Origin of the sequence: Psychrobacter sp. AOP7-B1-24, from assembly GCF_052376215.1 — a bacterium.
Lineage (GTDB): Bacteria > Pseudomonadota > Gammaproteobacteria > Pseudomonadales > Moraxellaceae > Psychrobacter.
Genome location: NZ_JBQSVL010000063.1, coordinates 1 through 20,037 on the forward strand (window position 1 = coordinate 1; position 20,037 = coordinate 20,037).

At 41.3% G+C, this 20,037-nt stretch carries 19 protein-coding genes and 1 pseudogene; 11 read left to right on the forward strand and 9 right to left on the reverse strand.

Features of this window, described 5'->3' with window-relative positions; genetic code table 11:
* The first annotated feature begins 196 nt into the window (after positions 1–196).
* Positions 197–1,465, forward strand: a complete 1,269-nt coding sequence (locus ACT3QP_RS11415; protein ID WP_444525569.1) for a TerD family protein — start codon at positions 197–199, stop codon at positions 1,463–1,465.
* Between the two features lie 106 nt (positions 1,466–1,571).
* Here ACT3QP_RS11415 and ACT3QP_RS11420 read toward each other — a convergent pair whose 3' ends face one another.
* The 9 genes from ACT3QP_RS11420 to ACT3QP_RS11460 all read right to left on the reverse strand — a co-directional run bounded on the left by ACT3QP_RS11420 (position 1,572) and on the right by ACT3QP_RS11460 (position 12,296).
* Positions 1,572–2,183 carry a TerD family protein gene (locus ACT3QP_RS11420; protein ID WP_444525570.1) on the reverse strand — a complete coding sequence of 204 codons (612 nt, stop codon included), beginning with the start codon at positions 2,181–2,183 and terminating at the stop codon, positions 1,572–1,574.
* A gap of 57 nt (positions 2,184–2,240) precedes the next feature.
* Complete coding sequence (locus tag ACT3QP_RS11425; protein ID WP_444525571.1) at positions 2,241–2,993, reverse strand: TIGR00266 family protein; 753 nt, start codon at positions 2,991–2,993, stop codon at positions 2,241–2,243.
* A gap of 201 nt (positions 2,994–3,194) precedes the next feature.
* Complete coding sequence (locus ACT3QP_RS11430) at positions 3,195–3,770, reverse strand: TerD family protein (protein WP_444525572.1); 576 nt, start codon at positions 3,768–3,770, stop codon at positions 3,195–3,197.
* 390 nt (positions 3,771–4,160) lie between these two features.
* Entirely contained in the window at positions 4,161–5,228 is a 1,068-nt protein-coding gene (locus tag ACT3QP_RS11435) for a DUF475 domain-containing protein (RefSeq protein WP_444525573.1), read from the reverse strand.
* A gap of 351 nt (positions 5,229–5,579) precedes the next feature.
* Positions 5,580–6,155, reverse strand: coding sequence for a TerD family protein (locus ACT3QP_RS11440; RefSeq protein WP_110922677.1), 576 nt, complete (start codon positions 6,153–6,155; stop codon positions 5,580–5,582).
* A 249-nt stretch (positions 6,156–6,404) separates the two neighbouring features.
* On the reverse strand, positions 6,405–8,702 hold the full coding sequence (gene rlmKL, locus ACT3QP_RS11445; protein WP_444525574.1) for a bifunctional 23S rRNA (guanine(2069)-N(7))-methyltransferase RlmK/23S rRNA (guanine(2445)-N(2))-methyltransferase RlmL: 2,298 nt from the start codon (positions 8,700–8,702) through the stop codon (positions 6,405–6,407).
* A gap of 177 nt (positions 8,703–8,879) precedes the next feature.
* On the reverse strand, positions 8,880–10,079 hold the full coding sequence (locus ACT3QP_RS11450) for a mechanosensitive ion channel family protein (protein WP_444525575.1): 1,200 nt from the start codon (positions 10,077–10,079) through the stop codon (positions 8,880–8,882).
* 149 nt (positions 10,080–10,228) lie between these two features.
* Complete coding sequence (locus ACT3QP_RS11455) at positions 10,229–11,725, reverse strand: dihydrolipoyl dehydrogenase (protein WP_444525576.1); 1,497 nt, start codon at positions 11,723–11,725, stop codon at positions 10,229–10,231.
* A 73-nt stretch (positions 11,726–11,798) separates the two neighbouring features.
* Complete coding sequence (locus ACT3QP_RS11460; RefSeq protein WP_444525577.1) at positions 11,799–12,296, reverse strand: peroxiredoxin; 498 nt, start codon at positions 12,294–12,296, stop codon at positions 11,799–11,801.
* Between the two features lie 334 nt (positions 12,297–12,630).
* Between ACT3QP_RS11460 and ACT3QP_RS11465 the strand changes: the two genes are divergently transcribed.
* The 10 genes and pseudogenes from ACT3QP_RS11465 to ACT3QP_RS11510 form a co-directional block, all read left to right on the forward strand.
* On the forward strand, positions 12,631–13,959 hold the full coding sequence (locus ACT3QP_RS11465; protein WP_444525578.1) for a tyrosine-type recombinase/integrase: 1,329 nt from the start codon (positions 12,631–12,633) through the stop codon (positions 13,957–13,959).
* Between the two features lie 37 nt (positions 13,960–13,996).
* Positions 13,997–14,272, forward strand: coding sequence for a hypothetical protein (locus ACT3QP_RS11470; protein ID WP_444525579.1), 276 nt, complete (start codon positions 13,997–13,999; stop codon positions 14,270–14,272).
* Positions 14,273–14,410: 138 nt separating this feature from the next.
* Complete coding sequence (locus tag ACT3QP_RS11475) at positions 14,411–15,226, forward strand: hypothetical protein (protein ID WP_444525580.1); 816 nt, start codon at positions 14,411–14,413, stop codon at positions 15,224–15,226.
* A gap of 104 nt (positions 15,227–15,330) precedes the next feature.
* Positions 15,331–15,570 carry a helix-turn-helix domain-containing protein gene (locus ACT3QP_RS11480; protein WP_444525581.1) on the forward strand — a complete coding sequence of 80 codons (240 nt, stop codon included), beginning with the start codon at positions 15,331–15,333 and terminating at the stop codon, positions 15,568–15,570.
* A gap of 2 nt (positions 15,571–15,572) precedes the next feature.
* A complete protein-coding gene (locus tag ACT3QP_RS11485; protein WP_444525582.1) occupies positions 15,573–15,809 on the forward strand; it encodes a helix-turn-helix domain-containing protein in 237 nt (78 codons plus the stop codon).
* The gene (locus ACT3QP_RS11490; RefSeq protein ID WP_444525583.1) at positions 15,806–16,081 is read left to right on the forward strand and encodes a hypothetical protein; all 276 of its coding nucleotides are present in this window, start codon (positions 15,806–15,808) and stop codon (positions 16,079–16,081) included. Before ACT3QP_RS11485 ends, ACT3QP_RS11490 begins: the two co-directional genes overlap by 4 nt.
* On the forward strand, positions 16,074–16,355 hold the full coding sequence (locus ACT3QP_RS11495; RefSeq protein WP_444525584.1) for a hypothetical protein: 282 nt from the start codon (positions 16,074–16,076) through the stop codon (positions 16,353–16,355). The genes ACT3QP_RS11490 and ACT3QP_RS11495 overlap by 8 nt, the downstream gene beginning before the upstream one ends.
* 158 nt (positions 16,356–16,513) lie before the next feature.
* Positions 16,514–16,690 carry a hypothetical protein gene (locus tag ACT3QP_RS11500; RefSeq protein ID WP_444525585.1) on the forward strand — a complete coding sequence of 59 codons (177 nt, stop codon included), beginning with the start codon at positions 16,514–16,516 and terminating at the stop codon, positions 16,688–16,690.
* Complete coding sequence (locus ACT3QP_RS11505; RefSeq protein ID WP_444525586.1) at positions 16,687–18,822, forward strand: DUF3987 domain-containing protein; 2,136 nt, start codon at positions 16,687–16,689, stop codon at positions 18,820–18,822. Before ACT3QP_RS11500 ends, ACT3QP_RS11505 begins: the two co-directional genes overlap by 4 nt.
* An 861-nt stretch (positions 18,823–19,683) precedes the next feature.
* Positions 19,684–20,037: pseudogene (locus ACT3QP_RS11510) on the forward strand (hypothetical protein); the annotation flags it as partial.

Genomic DNA, 20,037 nt, shown 5'->3' on the forward strand with positions numbered 1-20,037 from the left:
ACTATGGCGTGTCCTCAATTCAATCGATAGTCATCTAAATGGGTTAAAAATGGCTAAATCTTGCCAAACGGCGTCAAATAGCTGACTAATATCTCTATATTATCTGCGCTATTTTCCTTGTTTGACTACAATTTATCTCATTTTTATCACCATTTTTAAAATGAGGACACACCCTAAACAATTTAAAGGACGTATGATGAGTCAAGCTCTAATTGCAGGTGCCAACGCACCATTACCGACAGACAATATTAGCATCCGTATTCTGAGTCAAAATGCGATTGATTGTGCGGCCTATCGCTTGACCACGGATGGTAAAGTACGCGGCGATGGCGATATGATATTTTATGGACAAACACGTAGCGACGATGGCAGCGTCAGTTTCCGTGGGCATGATAGTGACGGATTTTTCGATATTAATTTACCAGCGCAGCCTGCAAGTATTGAAAAAATAGCACTCGCATTTTCTAGTGCGCAAACGCTTGCACAAGTGGGTGACGTAGATATTCAAGTATTGCAAGGCAGTCAAGTACTGGTAACCTGTCAATTAAGCGCCAATGGTCGTGATGAAAAAGCGATTATTTTAGCTGAGTGTTATCGCCGACAGGGCAGTTGGAAATTTAGATTTATTGCACAAGGGTTCAATGGAGGGTTACAGCCATTATCTGAACACTTCGGTGTTGAAATTGCTGATGAGGCACCCGTTCAAAATCAGTCACAGAACCAAGCTCAAAGCCAGTCTCAAGCTATTAATACCCAGCGTCCAATCAATACTCAAAAACAGGGTAGTGCACCTCAGACAAGTACACCGCCACCGATTCCAGCCAGTCCTTCGATCAATTTAAGTAAAGTAACTTTAACCAAAAATCAATCGAGCATCAATCTTAAGAAGCGTGATGATTTTGGTAAGATATCCGTCAATCTAAACTGGAATCAACGTCCAGAGACTGATAAGCAAGCGCCTAAAAAAGGTCTGTTGGGTGATCTGTTTAAACAGCATAAAGCTGGAGGTATTGACCTGGATGTTGGTGCGATGATTCATTTGAAAAATGGTGAAAAAACATTGATCCAAGCATTAGGTAATCGCTTTGGTAGTTTGCAGTCAGCGCCATATGTGTGCTTGCGTGCTGATGACAGAACAGGGCAGGTAAGTGGTGGTGAGTGGCTTGATATCAATGGTCAGCAGTGGTCGCAAATCGAAGAGGTGTTTATCTTTGCCTTTATCTACGAAGGTGCACCAAACTGGGCACAAACCGATGGTGTGGTGACGATTGCTGTACCAGAGCAGCCACCAATCGAAACACGTTTGACAGAAGGTACAGGTAATCTGCCGATGTGTGCCATTGCACGTTTGGTCAATCAACAAGGCAGTATCAATGTAGAGCGAATCAACCAATATTTTAAAGGACATCAAGAGATGGATAAGGCCTTTAATTGGGGCTTTAGCTGGAAGCGTGGTAGTAAATAGCAACGGCTGTAAAAATATTTTTTGGTATAAAAAAACAGCCCTTCTATTAATAGAAGGACTGTTTTTTATAAGAAAGTTATAACTTTACAACGGCTATTGAAACCAATTATGCATGCGGTGTGATAGCAGGCATCAAATCATGGAAGGTACGACCAGATGCTATTTCGCCAATGGCATGCATCTTCCATTCATTGTTATGGCGATACACTTTTGCCATAACCATCGCCGTGTGACCGCCTTGCGCCGATAAGTTGTAGCGTGCGACTTCTTGATTGTTATTGGCATTGACGATACGGCAAAACGCATTTTCTACCGTCTCAAATGTCTGACCAGTAAAGCTATTAACGGTAAAGACTAAAGAGGTGACACTTGCAGGGACTCTTGATAGATCTACATTGATGACTTCATCATCGCCATCGCCATCACCAGTACGGTTATCGCCAGTGTGTACGATGCTGCCATCTTTTGATTTAAGTTGACTGAACCAAATGGCATCAACCGCTTGTTTATTAGCATCGAACATAATGCATGAGGCATCCAAGTCGATAGAGTCACCACCGCCACTGGCGCCACCGAATAATTTGCCTAGGAATCCACCTTTTTTGTCTTGTGGTCCCTGTGCAACATCCCACCCTAAACCCAATTTTACTTGAGTGAGGTCTCCGCCAGCTTCTTTACTGAGAGAGATTTTTTGACCTTTTTGTAAGCTAACTGCCATGTCATGATCCTTATAATAATTGTGAGTACAACCGTCTAAAAATAGTGCTAAGAGAGGCTATAAAATGTTATCTAAAAACCCACCACCGCCACCGCGTCCACCTGAGCTGCTGCCTAGTACGCTTTGCAACCAACCTTGATAACTGTCACGATTTCGAGAGCAAATAATAACTTTGCCAGTACCAGAGAAGTTTAGTACCATGCCTTCACCACTGGTGACTGAATTGATGATATTGCTCATAAACCCTTTTTTCTTACTGGTTGAAACCGATAATTTATAATCTAGATTTGAGTCCCAGCAAACGACGTGTCCGTTATCAATGATGACGTCTTTATCAGGTGCCACCTCAATCTCAAATAGTGAACCGAAACCTGATACTACGACTTGACCTTGACCCTGTGTCTGCATAACCATAAAGCCACCAGTATCACCAAATACCGCACCGCCAAGGTTGCGCTGAATATTGGCTCTGATATCGACGCCGGTTTGTGCAGCTACAAATGCACCATCACTGAGCGTATATTGCTGAGCACCGCAATCAATGATTTGCATGTCACCATCAAGCGTGGGCGCAAGCAGGCAATCGCCTTCACCATTTACCGCTTCGATTTGTTGTTGAAACAATGATTCATCATTGGCAAAACGGCGCATCAGCGACTGCATCAATCCACCTTGCAACTTACCTTTTAGCTCAAGGTTTGATTCCATCATTACCATTGCATTGGCTTCACAATAAATCGAGTCGCCTTTTTTGAGATTACAATGTAAAAAAGGTTCGATGGTACCGATTAAGCTGAACGTTGCGGCCATGAGTTGCCCATCCTTATTCTGATTTTTAAAACGTGCTCTTGGGGTCTGATTTTTAGAATGTTTGGTTTTTAGTTTTAGCGAGCCAATTAAAACTAAAGCCATCAAATGCTTTAAAATGGCACACTTGATGGCTTGTTTTTATCTCAATCAAATATTTAATTGAAATATCTACCTTGCTCAGCGATAACGTCAAAGCTAAGCTTATACGTTTACGCCATAAGAAGAAGCTAATGGCCCAAGACCACCGCTAAAGCCTTGACCTACAGCGCGGAATTTCCAATCGCCGTTGTGACGATACAGCTCACCAAAAATCATCGCTGTTTCAGTGCTACCGTCTTCTGATAGGTCATAACGTGCAATTTCAGACTGACCATTATCATTTACAACACGGATGTAAGCATCGCCAACTTGACCGAAGTTTTGGTTACGGGCTTGACCTTCATAGATAATGGCGCAAACCGCAACTTTGCTGACATCAGCTGGGATACTAGCAAGATTTATTTTGATTTTTTCATCATCGCCATCACCTTCGCCAGTACGGTTATCACCAGTGTGCTCTACGGCACCATTGTCTGATTTTAAGTTGTTAAAGAAAATAAAATCTTGGTCATTGCGTACTTTACCTGCTTCGTTGACCAAAAAGCCAATCGCATCTAAGTCAAATTCTTGACCGTCAGTGGCACGTGGATCCCAGCCCAAGCCGACAGTAATATTGGTTAAACCAGGGGCTTCTTTTGATAAGTTTACGTTGCCGCCTTTTGTTAAGCTAATAGCCATATAAATATCCTATTTATTAATAATTGAATGATAAAAAAACGAACTGAAAATGGTACAGTGGTCGATATGTAAGTGCAAACAAGTTATGTCTGTATAAGCTCTACATATCATTACGTTTTACTATACTAAGCGATTGCTTAGTAAGCAAGCCGTATTTTGTGCGCTTACTATATGCTTATTAAGCAGCATAATAACCGAGTATCTCTGATACTTTTTTACAACTTTGACAACAGTGGTTAAGATATTGTTATCAAAAGTAAATTGTCTAATGATGAAGGCAGATATCAGAATCGAAATGATGGTTTGATATAAGAAAGGCTGTGTCAAACATATTGACACAACCTTTTTTTGATTTATTGACTGGTTTCGTTTTTTAATACCAAAAGCGCATCAATGAATAGACTTCGCTTCTTGCTTACGGTAGTTCAGTGATGCAACAAACGCCCAACCAATAAAGGCAATACCGATAAGACCAGTAATGATTTCTGGTACGTGGAATTTCACTGACAGTAGCATGATCATTGCCAATGCGCCGATGGCGTAATGTGCACCGTGTTCAAGATAGACGAACTCGTCGAGCGTGCCCTTATCTACTAAGAAGATAGTCATAGAACGTACAAACATCGCACCAATGGCAAGACCTAACATAATCACAATGACATCGTTGGTAATTGCAAATGCACCAATGACACCATCGAAACTGAATGAGGCATCAAGGACTTCTAAGTATAAGAAACCGATAATACCGCCTTTCATGATGGCGCTGGTCGCTGCTGCGCCTGAGCCACTTTCTGAGTTTTCCAAGTCTTCCTCAAGGTCGCCTTCTAGCATGCCAGAGACAACCTGTACGCCAAGATAAACCAAGATACCCCAAACACCCGCAATCAATACAGCACCTGATTGCTCAGCACTTGCCCACGATACGGCAACCATTAAGACGATGAGAGCGACAAATACGCTCATGGCATCGACTTTGCCAAGCTTAGCCAAACGGCTCTCTAACCAATCAAACCAATGGACTTCTTTTTCATCAAAGATGAAGTTTAAGAAAACCAACAGTAAGAAAATACCACCAAATGCTGAGATTTCAGCATGATGTGCCATTAGCCTGGCTGAGTATTCTTCTGGTTGATATAGAGCTAGATTGACGACTTCCATCATGCCAAGATCAGCGGTAACCGCAACGATGACAATAGGGAATACTAGGCGCATACCGAATACTGCGACTAAAATACCAACGGTTAAGAAAATCTTTTTCCAAAATTCGTCCCAGCCTTTGAGGACTGAAGCGTTGACCACCGCATTATCAAACGATAATGAAATCTCCATAACGGCCAAAATGGCAGTAATAGATAAGGTGGTTATCATGCCGCCCATACCACCATGTGAATATCCCCACCACGCAGCTATCATCAAAGCGATAGCTGTGAAAATGAAGTCTAAATAAAAATGTCTCATGACATATCCTGTCTGGTTACGTAAAGCTAAAGTCGGTCTGCTGTAGGCAGAGCCTATGAAAAAGAGGTTATTGTTAGCCACTTTTTATGCATAAATTTAAATGAAACATATAGTATTACTGATTGTTTTACCATCTAAAACTACAACTATTTTGCAACTATTTGCAACCAGTGATGAGCATAGAGAATATACAGTGATTTCAGTAAAATTCAGTAGTGAAAAATTGTTTACTATAAGTGATAGGGTGCATCGCTAAGCGTGTTCTACTCAGAGCCTAGTGATGTCACCCTATTTTGAGTGGTTATCTGATATAAGCGTGTATACATATTACAAGTTACGATATAAAAGAGATTAAATATCAACACCATATTGCTGACACATCGCTTGTAAGCCGCCTGAGTAGCCTTGACCAACGGCGCGGAATTTCCACTCACCATTATGACGATACACTTCGCCGAATACCATGGCAGTCTCGACAGAGTAATCTTCTGCCAAGTCAAAACGAACCACTTCGGTGCCTGTCTCTTCATTAACGACACGAATAAAAGCGTTGGCGACTTGACCAAAGTTTTGACTACGAGCCGCAGCATCATGAATAGTCACCGTCACTACAATTTTATCGACATCGGCAGGTACTTGAGTCAGGTTGACTTTAATGACTTCATCATCGCCATCACCTTCACCAGTACGATTATCGCCAGTATGCTCAACAGCACCGTTGTCAGATTTTAATTGGTTATAAAAGATAAAGTCATGGTCGCCGCGTACTTTACCAGCACCACTTAGCAAGAATACACTGGCATCCAGGTCGAACTCAGCACCAGAAGTTGCGCGCTCATCCCAACCTAGACCAATGAGTAGCTTGGTTAAATTTGGGTCAGTTTTGGTTAGCGATAAGTTACCGCCTTTATTAAGTGATAAAGCCATGAGGTTATCCTTTTTATTAGGGTAGGGGGAGATGCAATATCAAAGCAATAGCCATGCGATGGAGTAAAGCTAAGCGAGTAAAATCGATAGTGGAATCAATATTATCAATCAACCATCGCCGCAAAACTATTGCTTAATAACGCCCTATCATAACAACAAAAAATGACCCAATCAAAGATGATTAGGTCATTATTATGTTTTATATAAAATACTGAGTTAGCGGATTTTTTAAATTTTTACTTATATCGTTTAGCGATGACGAATCTCAAAGCTTTGATGAATTGGTTTCTTGATATTAAAGTCAAAACCAATGGTTTTTGGCGTAATATTGACGATGTCGTAGCGTTCGGTCAATTGCTCATCTAGCTCAAAGCGGGTAAAGTTATTTGAAAAATATAAGACACCATCAGAAGTTAATCGGTTCATTGCACGGTTGATGAGGGCGGCATGATCACGCTGCACATCAAAGGTACCCTGAAACTTTTTAGAATTTGAGAAGGTCGGTGGATCGATAAAAATAATATCGAACTGTTCAGTATTGTCCTTGATCCATTCAAAAATATCAGCAGCGACGAATTGGTATTTGTTGCGACTGACGTCTAAACCATTAAGTACAAAGTTCTGCTTACCCCAATCCAGATAATTCTGTGACAAATCGACACTGGTGACCTTTTTAGCGCCTGCCAATGCTGCATGGGCACTGGCTGTACAAGTATAGGCAAATAAGTTCAATACAGATTTGCCGCGACTGTTGTCTTTAATACGCGCGCGCATGTTACGGTGATCGATAAATAATCCCGTATCCAGATAATCTGTAAAGTTGACATAGAAATAAGCACCATCTTCGCGAGCGACATGGAACTTGCCACGTTTTTCAGTCGTGTTTTGCTTGCTATATTGATCATTACCAGACTGGCGGGCACGGGTTTTGATAAAGACTTGTTCACGGTTGATGTTCAATACTTCGCGAATACCCATCAATGCTAGGTTAAAGCGCTTTTTGGCTGTTTCAGGTGGAATGGTTTTAGGCGGTGCATATTCTTGTACGTGTACATATTCCCCATACAAGTCGATAGCGACCTTAAAATCAGGCAAGTCTGCATCATAAGCACGAATATTACTGACGTTGTCTTTTTTAGCCAGTTTTTTGAGCTTGGCTAGGTTTTTTTGCAAGCGGTTAATAAAGTCTTGACCGTCTTCTACCTCAATCTCACGTTTTTCGAAACGGCTAACAAGGTTGCCTGTTTGTCCAGCAATCAAGGTGCCATAACGGAAGTAAACCGTAATAGCACCATTATGGCAACGTAGGGTTTTAGGCTCTTTAATTGGTAGAATGTCGACTTGCTCAACATTAGCCGCCAAGATGCCAAGCATTGGGTCAACCCCACTACCTGCAAAACTGTCTTGCAAAATAAGCCCAATCGCTTGATATAACGGCTTAATCATCTCTTCATCACCCAAACGCTCACCATAAGGCGGGTTAGTGATGATCAAAGGATTGCTCAATCGACCGTCATTGACCATAGGTCGTAAAGTGTTATTGAGTTGATCAAGGGCACGAACTTCAAGATCAATCAATGGCATTAAATCATGTAAGCCTGCTGCAATTAAGTTCTTTTCGGTGGCAATCACGGCACCACTATCGGCATCAAAACCTAAAATAAGTGGCAAGGTATCTGGCTGTTCAGTGGCAATGGCTAAGCCTTCTGCAAAACGTGTCTGTGCATCGTCAATCATTTGTTGCCAGAGCACGTTATCATGATGCTGCCATTGATAAAAGCCAAATTGATTGGCTGCTTTATCGATACCTACCGCATAATCGCAATGCATCAGTAGCGCTTCGATAAGGAATGTACCAGAACCACACATAGGGTCAATTAAGGCATTATAAAAAGGCGCGTTGCCAGCATCGTTTTTCTTATGCCAACCAGCACTATAAAGTAGGGCAGCTGCCAAGTTTTCTTTCAATGGTGCTTCGGTCATCGCCACACGGTAACCACGGCGATGCAAGCTAGTGCCTGATAAATCCAAATACAGCTCAGCTTGCTTATCATTTACGGTCGCAAAAATAGAGAAGTCTGGGTTTTTGCTGTCAACGTTCGGACGACTGTCATAAACTTCATTGAAGGTATCGGCAATCGCATCTTTGATACGGAGCATCGCAAACTGTTGGCTGACGGCAACGCGTTTATCGACTGATAGACGAATGGCAAAGGTTTGCTCTAAGTTGAATTGCTCAGTCCAATTGACTGATTTTGCCAAACCATAAATCTGCTCAGCCACATCGTATTCGGCATTGATGTTTTTACGTTTAATCAGCATCAACACACGAGAGGCGACTCGTGACCAAAGACAAATGGTATATAGGTCGCGCAAAGTACCCGTAACTGCCAAACGGCCTGTGCTTTTGATCTCACTGGTAATACCAAAACTGGTCAGTTCGGTCTGTAGCGGTGCCTCAAGCCCATCGGCACAAGTAATGATAAGGTCAAGCGACAACTCTTGTGAAGCTGTTGCTAAAGTCGAGGGCGCGGTTGTTTCGGTCATACGGATACCTGTGGGCTAAATTGATAAGTAATGCACATCATAAAATGAGATGTTTAACCGGCAATTTTACCATATTTCAGGGGAGTATGGTTTAAAGAGGTCGGTTTAAAAATTAGCATTTAACCACTGTATTCAAATGCTATTTTGAAACAGGAATCTGAATATTGCATGATATCGTTAGTGGTCATTTTTAGACAATGGTAGTGATTCTGAAGATGGTTGTGGTATCACTTGAGTTGTAGTCGCAAAAGGCTTAGTTGCGATAGGATAGTCGACGTCTTTAGGCATGAGTAAACGCATATGTGGATAAGGCGTCGAAATATTAGCTGTATCAAAGGCGCGTTTGATATTTTCTTTTAAGTTTTCTTTGATCTTTGGCATGCGTGCAACTGCTGCTGGTTTAACCCAAAAACGTACGATAAAAAACACGCCGTACTCACCAATCTCATCAACAGTTGCTGAGGTTTCGGGACGGCTCAGTACCACCTCAGTGTCAGTGAGTACTTGTAAAATCGCGTTGCGAGCGGTATCGATATCATCTTCAAAGGCAATACGGACACGAATGTCAAAACGTATAAAGCTTTTTGAGGTTAAGTTGGTAACCTCAGATGAGGCGACATTAGAGTTTGGAATAATGACAGTGATGTTGTCTCGAGTCAGAATATGGGTGGTGCGTAAGGCGATAAGTACCACACGACCTTCATTTTCGTTAATATGAATCCAGTCACCTACTTGAAAAGATTGCTCAAGTAAGATCGTGATACCAGCGATAAAGTTAGCCAGTGTTGACTGGGCGGCAAAACCGACTGCTAGACCCACGATACCCAAACCAGCGACCAGTGAAACGATATCGAAACCAAACTGTGCCATGACGCTAGCAAGTCCGAGTACTAATAGCAAGACAGACAAGATATTTTTGAGTAGTTGTTCTATGGACGCGTTGAGCCCATAATGTTGCAAAACTCTATGAATAATTTGCCCTGAAGAGGTCCAAAGCACATAGTAAACTCCTGCCCAAGTGCTTGCTTTGGCAGTAGCTTTAATGGTGTCTGGTTCAAAGTAAATCTGACTCATGATGGCAATCAAACTTGCTACAATCCAGATATAACGCAGTACTGATCGGACAATCTTAATACGACGCTCATTCAAACGAATTTTTGTTTTACTTTGCTTTATGATATAGATGGCAAGCCAATAAAAAAATCCCAATACTGCAAGCAGTATTAGGATTTTGATAGCAGTACTGGCCAATTCAACTGCTTGAGATGACCAGTCCAGTGAATCTTCATCCGCAGATCCGCCAAGTGCAAGGTAAAGACTAGTATGGAGATCACGAATAATCTCTTTAAAAAAATCAATAATACTAGCGATCGGCATTTTTTGATCCATGCATAGTTTGGTACATATAAAGTGTCTTACATAGGATATTTGATTATAAGTTATCTTAAGTCATTGGTACAATAAAATACAATATGCATGATGATTGATATTCAGTATATTTTTTAAGCCAGTAGCTGCACGAATAGTTAAAAGTTATCTTCCTGTGCATCTTGGTTCTGATAAGGTATTTCCATTTTATGCTGAACGTCACGTAACGCAGTACGTAGACCTTCTAGTATCGTTGGATGATAAAAAGGTGTGTCAAGCATACTCTTAACACTTATGTCATTGGTAATTGCTGTTGCCAAAATATGACCGATATATTCAGCATCAGGTCCTACCATACTTGCGCCTAGAATTCGGTCGGTTTTTTTGCAGCCATAAATATGCAGTAAGCCACAGTTGACACCCATCACGCGACTACGCCCTTGATTGTCAAAACTGACGCTGCCGATGACATATTCTAAGTTTGAGTCTTGCTGGATTTCTGGTAATGACATGCCGACATTGGCAATTTGTGGTGAGCAAAAGACGATAGAGAAAGGAATCGCTGGCGGGCGTATATAGGCATGTTTCTTATTACCACAAATCATATTGCCTGCGCTATAGCCTTCATCACTGGCTACATGTAACAGCGGTATATTGACGTTAGCATCACCAACAATATAGACATTTAAATCACCAATTTTTCCTGTTTTTTTACTCAAGTTTTTTGGACGCTCTTTTTCATCCAGCTCAACGCCTAAATTTTCGATTCCCAGTTGTTTTATGGTATTGCGGCGACCGGTTGCGACTAGTACATATTCACCTTGCCATTGTTGCTTTTCACCCGCGCTGTTTTTATAATCGAGAAATGCCATTGGGTTTTTACTGCTTTGGCTTTTCAATGTGCCTACATTGCCGATTTCACTACCCAAATGCATAGTTAGCTCATCACTCAGGCAGTCGATCGCTTTATCATTAATATCATCATCTTGAAGTCCAGCCACGCGTTTGACACGATTAAACAGAGTGACCTCTACACCTAAACGTGTGAATGCTTGTGCAAGTTCTAGGCCAATGGCCCCAGCACCAACAACCGCCATCGATTTCGGTAAGTCTGGCAGCTCAAATACGATGTCAGACGTCAGTAAGGTATTACCTAGCTTATCAGTCCAGCCATCTGGAATAAATGGTGTACTGCCTGTGGCAACGATGATTTTTTGGGCCTCAATCACCTCATTATTTACTTCGATCAATCCATGCTCATCGATATGTGCACGGCCGTCTATTTTCTTATCTTCAGGCCATTCTGCGACCTGTTTCTTGATGAAACTGGCAAAATGATTGCGCTCATCACGGACGCGCTGCATCACTTGCTGACCGTCAATTTGAGCTGTGGCATGAATACCAAAATCTGCAGAATGATTGGCTTCGTGTGCACGTTCAGCGGCCGCAATTAATAGTTTGCTTGGCATACAGCCAACTTGAACACATGTGGTTGTCCAAAATCCATCATTAATGATGACGATGTCATCATGGGTTTTGCTGGCTTGGCGAAAGGCATTTTGACCAGCAGTGCCTGCGCCAATGACGGCTATGGATACTCTGCGTGTGATTTTGGGTGCGGCACTTTTGGCACCAGTATTAGACTTTTTATGCATATTATTCTCAAGTTATAAATGAATTATGACTTATTATATTTATCGTATCTAACATCGCTATTTGACTAAATAGTTAAGGGGTTAACGTTTCAAACAATCGCTCGGTATAGCCTTTGGCGCGTAAATTACGCTGAGCATGAGTTAACATACCATTTGTATCAAAAACAAATGCGGAACGAACTAACCCTAGCGTTATTTTCCCGTACATGTTTTTTTCTTTGATGACCTCAAAATATTGGCATAATTTTTCGTCAGGATCGCTGATCAGCGCAATATTTAGGTTATGTTTCGCGATGAATTTTTCGTGAGACTGCACACTATCGCGTGAGACACCGATAATGTCATAGCCTAAGTCATCAAATTCGTTGAGATGTGCGGTAAACTCTGTCGCTTGCGTGGTACAGCCTGGCGTATTGTCTTTTGGATAAAAGTACAGGATAAGTCCTTTGTTAGTATTGGCGACCATCTCTTTTAGGTTTATCTCATCATGAATAAAGTTACCATCTAGTTCTCGTACTATTGTCACGGGAAAGTCAGGTAAGGTCAGCTTTTCTGTGGTTGGCTTTGCCATTGTAGAGTCCTTATTAGTTTTGGTTATATATTGGTATTATCTGTAGATCGTATTCTTATTATAGGTAGATTAGCAGAAATACATAATCAGTTTTACATTTTATACCTTTATCACCAACAAAAAAGACTGGCAATAGCCAGTATCTTTCAACTCTATTTTTTCCTACATCAAAAAACAACGTTCAATAAAAAATACTGCAAAACCCTTTAAAAACCTTGATGTACGGCCGTTTTAGCTATAACATATCTAACAACGTACAACATTATGCCACGATATAAAGCATTTTAAATGGCTACCAAAATGGCTACCAAGGTAAAGGTAAAGGCAAAGGGATATGACCACAAAAGCGATAAAACTAGACTCACAAATTCAAAAAGCTACCAAGGAAACTATCCAAGCTGGCAAGACTGTTAGCTATCCAATCGCTGGCTATAAAGGTCTAGAAGTACGGATAAGACCACATAAGAACGGCTTAGATGCTGCAGTGGATTTTAGACATAGATACAGCCACCCAATAACAAGCAAACGCCCTTACATGACGCTAGGACAATACCCAGCGTTAAGCCTTGCTGATGCTAAAGACATGTACAGAAACAACATGACACTGCTAGCCAAGGATATAGACCCTTTAGAGCATAAAGAGCTAGAAAGACAAAACGAGTTACTAGATAGGCTCAACACACTAGATCACTTCATTAGCGAGTGGCAAGAATTGCAAGCCAGCAAAAACCTAAGCCCCAAAACACTATATAACAATCAAGTGTTGTTAAAGCCCATTCAAAAGCAGTTAGGGCATATGAGGGTTACAGAGATAGCACCTAGCATGGTCATAAAGTTTATAACTGACATACAAAAGACAAGCCCAGTTAAAGGCCTACAAGTCAAAATACTGTTAAAAAGTATTTTACAGCTAGCCAAAAAACATAGAGTGATTGAGTACAACCCAGCCAGCGACCTACAAGGCACGTTAAAGACACACAAAGCTATTCACTACCCATCATTAACAGACCCTAAAGAATTTGCCGAACTACTAAGAGATATTGAGCAACTAGATGATGCAAGCCAGCTATACAATAAGCACATATTGCAGCTACTAGCCCTTACCTTTACTCGCGTAGGTGATGCTTGCGCTATGCAATGGGCAGATATTCACTGGTTTAAAAAACAATGGGAGCTTAAGCCGCAGAAATCAGGCACTAGGGCAGATATGGTAGAAAGCATGGTAATACCGCTAGCACCGCAAGCCATAGCTATGTTGGAGCAGATGCAAAGCATGACAGGTGATAGCAAATATGTATTCCATAATCCAAGGCGTAAAACTGAGCCTTATCACCATACGCAAGAAATAAACAAAGTATTAAACAGTGATCTTATGAATAACGGGCAGGGCTACAAAGGTATTCATAGCCCACATGGTTTTAGAAGTAGCGCGAAAACTATGCTAATGGAACGGCTAGGCTATGACGAACTGATAACCGAACTGGCACTAGGTCACCGCATGCTTAACGCTTATGGCACTGCATACAATCGTATGACTGGACTAGAGCAAAGAGCCGAAATGATGACAGCATGGGCCAACTACCTAGACGATATAAAAGCTGGCAAGTTTGATAATGTCATTCATGCCGATTTTAAGAAAGCAGCCAAGCAGAAACATGGCTAAAACCTAACCAACAAAACCCACCAATGGAGAAGTAACAATGATGACACTAGACACCAAGCCAACAAGCCAGCAATTAAAAGACCGCTCATTTTGGGATAACCTACCGCCTGAAGGTGCAGAATATGACGGCTTGAAATACGCGCCTGTTTATTCGGTATTGATTAATGGTGAGCCTGTCAAATATAAAACTGACCATGATAAACAGCTAAATAATTCATTCTTTTATGATGTTGCTATTAAAGAAGTAGAGCGATTATCCAGTGAACGTGAAAATGTTGATTTAAAGATAACAGGCTATTGGCAACAGTTATAAACCTATCTAGCGACTAAGCACCGCTACAATGACCATGCAAGGCTAGGACTAATTACCCGAACGGCTGCAATTTACACACCTTAAAGCAGCCAACGCCTTGCACCTTATTTTATGGAAAGGTGTGTAAAGGTGTAAATTGTGAGCTTAATAACTAAGAAATATTTATCACTATCTGATGCAAATAGCTATTTTTTGAATAAAACAAGTCATAGGCTAGGACTTGGTGATCTAAGACAATTGGAAAGAGAGGGTAAAGTAACGCCTTTAGTCTATCTTGATGTTAATTTTATGCATACCAAGCTACCTGATGGTAACTTGTATTCTTTTGATTTACCTGATAATAAATTTATCAAAAGAGTAAAAGGCTATTTTAAACCAAGTAACTTTATACTGCTTGATTGCTACGAACCCACCCCTTATGAATTTGCTGACCTATTAGAATTTAAAAGCCAAGGAAAAGAGTATTTATACTTTAATGAAGGTAGAGAACTTTTTGAGCTTATAGAAGAGATACCACGAAATCCAAATAAGATTAAAGGTGCAGGGTATATATTCAATAAAAGCACCAAAGATGAACAAGGTTTTTATAAGGATATAAACACTATAGATATTGATAGTGTGCTCATACAGAGAAGTGAGCTGGACGAATTAATTAATAACTACAAAAACAGCGATGACCAACAACAAGCCCCACAGCGAACTAGAGCGCAAACAGAGGAAACCAATACAGATAAAAAGCTGATCGCAATGATGGCACTATTATTGGCTAAGCAGTCTAATGTTTTTTGCCTTAATGGAAAGCCAAACTATAAGCAGATAAATAATGCCATTCTTAACCTTGCTACTGACTTAAAAATAGATAATGAGGACATGACAGGCTTAAAAGCTAATGCGAATAAAATCAGTCAAGCAGTACAAGCCCATGCTGATATGTTCAAGCTATCAAAAGATTAAAAGCCCACGTTTTAATTTTAATTAATTCAAATTAATTTCTTACAATACCCCACACCGCACAATAAGCCTTAACAACTTTCATCAACTGAATAGGAGTTAAGGCAATGCCTAACACTACCCACGCAGCACCCACCAACAAGCTAAATCTAGCTTACCTATTAGCGAACCCAAAAGAGCTTTATCAGGTTAAGCAAATAGCCGATGTATTCCAAAAACACCCTGAAACCATTAGACGCTGGATCAAAGCTGGCACGATAACAAAGCCGTTATCTATCAATGGCGTTTACTACTTTAAAGGTAGCGATATTGTGGACTATCTAAACGCTACTAATGAGGGGATATAGTCATGGATAAGCCAAAACGCACTCAAAACCAAATCATTAAAGATCATCTTTTAACTGGCCAATCAATCACACGCTGGCAAGCTATCGAGCTTTATAAAATCGCCACACTACCTACTCGCATCAATCAGCTAGAAGGCAAAGGCTTAACCATACAGCGCAAGCGAGTAAATAAAGATGGTAAGCACTGGAACGTCTATTGGATTGATGCTGATAATCTAGCTAGTGGGGTGAGTGCATGAGCCAGTCAAACGACATATTAGAACCGCGCCTAGTGGCAGTAGATAGCTATTACTTGTCTGTCATTAATGACCGCATACAAGATCTATCAAACGATGCTGAGAGCTTAGCAATGGCACTTAGTGCAATCAGCACCGATGATGACGCAAGCAAGGGCGTAATAGTCGCTGTAAGGTCTGCCTTACTTGCTAACAGTGAACTGGCAACCATTTTAAGCGAGCAGATGGACGGGCTTATCTTACTACCTGAAATCAAGGTGAATGACTATGAGTGATGACACCTTTATAAATGAAGTAATGGACAGGTTAAAAGACAAAGGCATGCTGATGATAACTGATGATTTTATAGATCAACTGATTATCACCTTACACGCCAATGTGACCGCCATTAATAGCCTGATTGAGATAGTAGAGGTAGAAAACCAATTACTAGCTTTACGCTGTGCAATACCAACAGGCGGCCGACAAGTGGACTCACTCAAAGAGCTATCAACACGCATAGCAGAAATCGCTTTCAACGTGGAGGACGTAAGAAATGAGCAAAGATAACAAAAACAATTTGAAAGCCGACCACGGGCAGCACAGAGAGCTACAGAAACGTAAGCATAGTAATGTTTTCTCTATCATCTATATGCTTTCAATGGCGTTTTTAGTTACATCATTACTTATACCGTCATGCCAGCAAATCAAACTGCAGGGGGTGACTTATGAGCAACGATAACCCCAAAACCTTTTTAGATGCTCAACTTGCCTATGCTAAATCAAAGCAGGGCAAAGAGCAGAAAAGGCGCGATAAAGAGATGCAACGCTACCACCAAATCAAACGGGCAGCGGACAAGATACAGCGATCATATGATGATGAAAGCATGGAGGGTGACCAATGAACACAGCACAAACAGACAGCAAAGAAAAAGCCCATGCGGACAACATGGGCAGTTTCATTGGCTATATTGCTGATATTGAAAATGCGACACCTGAACAACGCGCACAAGATGACAGTATTAGCCAGTTAGACGGCTTACAAGATGAGTTAAACCTACCAACCAATCATATAGATAATACACGTTATCTACACGATGATATTAGCATGAGGGGTGGCAATAGCAAAGGCGATAGGCTACCTAATACTAAAGGCAGATATGGCCTTGTCATGGTCAACAATAAAGCCGAACCCGTCAACATAGCAGCACGCACACTAAACAACGATGACAAGCCGCCTATCATATCGGACACCACACAGCCTAGCGCGTATGCTATTGGATCAATGAGCCGTAATAGTGACTGGTGGCTAGTGACTAGTTTAAAAGATGCCGTTACGTTATATGCAGCCCTTGCGATACTTGATGATAAAGTGACTGTGTTAGCGTGCCTTAATCAAAGTATGTTTGATATGACGTTAAGACATTTTAGCGAAGTCAAAACCATTCATATTATAGACACGGCCCAGCACAAAGACGCATTAACGAGCCGCTTAGCAGGTGTGAATGCCATTGCTTATATCACGATAGATACCATCATTAGCAGACTGCATGAAGGTGATTTGATAAGCAACCTTATTGCAGATGCGGACACTATCGACTTGTCATTTTTGGCATGGCCCACACCCGAACCGTTATCAAGTGACCCAAGCAAACCGACACGCTACCCAATCGAAGCATGGGACGGACTGCTACAGAGAGTTATTAAAAAGATTGCCTACTATCAGCAAGTACCTGATGCTATGGCAGGTCAATGTATTTTAGGAGCATTGGCCCACATGGGGCAGGCCCACGTTGATGCACCTATTGGCTATAAGCACATGCCGGCAAGCCTGATCTTAATTACAGAGGGTGAAAGTGGCAGCGGTAAAACGCAAGCCATGGACTTAAGCCACTACAAAATCAAAGAGTATGAGCAGAAACAGTATGAGGAATATATAACACGGTATGATGAACACAAAGCACAGCTTGCCAGCCTTAAAGGTGCAGACCTCAAAGACTACCAAGCCAATGAGCCGATACCCCATAACCCCGAACGGCTATTCAAAGATGCCACTATTGAACCGGTACTCGATAAATTTGTGAATGGTGAAATAACAGATGCGTCATGGTCCACTGATGATGCGGCCCAATTCTTTAATGGTCATACAATGAAAGGTGATACCGCAGGCAATGCACTGGCAGCCATTACAGACCTTTACAGCGGCGGCGAAGTGAACCGGACACGATCACAAAAGAATGCTTATGCCAATCCACGCACCAAAGCCTATAACGTGCGTATGACGTTAATGTTAATGGCTCAACGTATTATCTTAGAACCGGCTTTAACCGATGACATGATGAACCAGCAAGGCTTTTTAGCAAGGGCCTTAATTGCTTGCCCTAACAGCTTGCAAGGTTATAGAACATGGGACGATATAGAGCGCAGACAGCAAAGCCCACACCTTGATAGTGATCTACAAGCCTATTGGAGCAGATGCAGCGACCTACTAGACCCCGTGGACAGCAACGCGCCCACCGATGACAAAGGAGCACCCAAACGCTATAAGATGAGCTGGCAAGACAAACAGACAGAACAAGTATTCTATGAGCATATGCAGGCAATAGAGGATCAACAAGCTAAGAGCATGCCGTTAGAATATTTAAAAGCGTATGCCTCACGTATGGCAGAAAATGCCAGCCGCATAGCCACACTGATAGCATTCTTTGATAAGCGTAAGACCATTACCACAGATGATATTAAAAGGGCCTTTATGTTGGTTAGCTATTCAACAGCCGAACGCTTGCGCTATCAAGATGCAACGCCAACAGGTGAACAAACCGACATTGAGAAATTAAGCGTATGGTTAATAGATAAGGCCAAAGGTAAAAACCCAGCGGTATTAAATAAGTCTTTTGTGACGCAGCATGCACCCAATGCTTTAAGAGGTAAAAAGCTAAACTTCTTACTCGATGACTTAGAAAGCATGGGCCATATCAGGTTAGAGAGTGAGGGCCGCAGGCGTTTAGTGTATGTTAATCCTAAGCTGATTAGCTAACCCTAAAAAGCTGCTAAACTTGCTAAACTTACCTATAGCCCTTGCTAGTCGAGGGCTTTACTTTAGCTGAGCCGCTGCTAAGCATTGCTAGACTTGCTAATCTTTAGCTAACCTTAGCCAATACAGACGAACTCTAGCGGAACTATAGCAACTTTAGCGACCCTTAGCAGGTAGTAAGCTAAGCTAAACGCCTTATAAATAAAAGGATAAGAGGAACTTTAGCAACTTTAGCGGATTTTCTTAGACATAAAGCTATATTGGCAGGCATGAACGTCTGCCTTTTTTGTGCCTGATGTTTATAAATGTTTATCGTGAGATCAGTTTGAGAGCTGGCAGCATGTTAAGGTATGTTAAGGTTTATCTAAGTTTTCGGACACGTTAGGCGATCACTGCCAAGCCCTTTTTATAGTGTAAAGAAACCTTAGGTTTCCCCTAGGTTTTTCGACATCGTAGAACCCAATAAAACCCAATAAAACCCAATAAAACCCAATATTCAAAATGAAAATATGAAGTAGTGAACCTGTAAAAACCGTACATTCAAAATCAATTTGCACCGCCTTGCCTGTTAACATTTGTTAACATTGGCAGACAGTACCGCCCCAAGATTAGAACCTCACAAAACCTCACATTGAACAAGCCGACTTGTTAAAACCTGTTATTCAAACACGAATTAATCAATGCTAAAACCTGATAAAACCTGAACCCAAAATATGATAAAACCTTACATTGAAACGTTAGAAAACCACATGTCGCAAACCTTATAAAACCTTACATTGAGAGTAATAATTAAGGTCTAAAAGATCACCAAATAAGTAGATCATGATAAAGTTAGGCAAACTTCACTAATGATTTAGACAACCTATGCCAAAAAATGCTACAGCTAGCTGTTTAGACCGTCATCAAAAGTTATCAATAAATAACTACAAAGATCATATTAAACAGGCAAGTAAACAAGGGACTATAAGTTACTTTGATTTTTCATATAACTATAGAGGCAAGCCTTACAGCTACAAATTACAGATAACTACTACGCCTTGTCATTATGGTGGGGTTCGCTATTGGTGGCAGTGCCCGAAGTGTGCCAAGCGTGTAGGCGTGCTGTACTGTGCTGGCTTGTATGTGTGCAGACATTGCTTAGGGCTTAGTTACTACAGTCAGCTACAGCATACCTACCAGCGACCTGACAACCGTATGGAGAGTATTAGAAAGCGTTTG

Coding starts and splice junctions, on each gene's coding strand:
- ACT3QP_RS11415 (WP_444525569.1), top strand. CDS start 197: ATGAGTCAAGCTCTAATTGCAGGTGCCAACGCACCATTACCGACAGAC.
- ACT3QP_RS11420 (WP_444525570.1), bottom strand. CDS start 2,183: ATGGCAGTTAGCTTACAAAAAGGTCAAAAAATCTCTCTCAGTAAAGAA.
- ACT3QP_RS11425 (WP_444525571.1), bottom strand. CDS start 2,993: ATGGCCGCAACGTTCAGCTTAATCGGTACCATCGAACCTTTTTTACAT.
- ACT3QP_RS11430 (WP_444525572.1), bottom strand. CDS start 3,770: ATGGCTATTAGCTTAACAAAAGGCGGCAACGTAAACTTATCAAAAGAA.
- ACT3QP_RS11435 (WP_444525573.1), bottom strand. CDS start 5,228: ATGAGACATTTTTATTTAGACTTCATTTTCACAGCTATCGCTTTGATG.
- ACT3QP_RS11440 (WP_110922677.1), bottom strand. CDS start 6,155: ATGGCTTTATCACTTAATAAAGGCGGTAACTTATCGCTAACCAAAACT.
- rlmKL (WP_444525574.1), bottom strand. CDS start 8,702: ATGACCGAAACAACCGCGCCCTCGACTTTAGCAACAGCTTCACAAGAG.
- ACT3QP_RS11450 (WP_444525575.1), bottom strand. CDS start 10,079: ATGCCGATCGCTAGTATTATTGATTTTTTTAAAGAGATTATTCGTGAT.
- ACT3QP_RS11455 (WP_444525576.1), bottom strand. CDS start 11,725: ATGCATAAAAAGTCTAATACTGGTGCCAAAAGTGCCGCACCCAAAATC.
- ACT3QP_RS11460 (WP_444525577.1), bottom strand. CDS start 12,296: ATGGCAAAGCCAACCACAGAAAAGCTGACCTTACCTGACTTTCCCGTG.
- ACT3QP_RS11465 (WP_444525578.1), top strand. CDS start 12,631: ATGACCACAAAAGCGATAAAACTAGACTCACAAATTCAAAAAGCTACC.
- ACT3QP_RS11470 (WP_444525579.1), top strand. CDS start 13,997: ATGATGACACTAGACACCAAGCCAACAAGCCAGCAATTAAAAGACCGC.
- ACT3QP_RS11480 (WP_444525581.1), top strand. CDS start 15,331: ATGCCTAACACTACCCACGCAGCACCCACCAACAAGCTAAATCTAGCT.
- ACT3QP_RS11485 (WP_444525582.1), top strand. CDS start 15,573: ATGGATAAGCCAAAACGCACTCAAAACCAAATCATTAAAGATCATCTT.
- ACT3QP_RS11490 (WP_444525583.1), top strand. CDS start 15,806: ATGAGCCAGTCAAACGACATATTAGAACCGCGCCTAGTGGCAGTAGAT.
- ACT3QP_RS11495 (WP_444525584.1), top strand. CDS start 16,074: ATGAGTGATGACACCTTTATAAATGAAGTAATGGACAGGTTAAAAGAC.
- ACT3QP_RS11500 (WP_444525585.1), top strand. CDS start 16,514: ATGAGCAACGATAACCCCAAAACCTTTTTAGATGCTCAACTTGCCTAT.
- ACT3QP_RS11505 (WP_444525586.1), top strand. CDS start 16,687: ATGAACACAGCACAAACAGACAGCAAAGAAAAAGCCCATGCGGACAAC.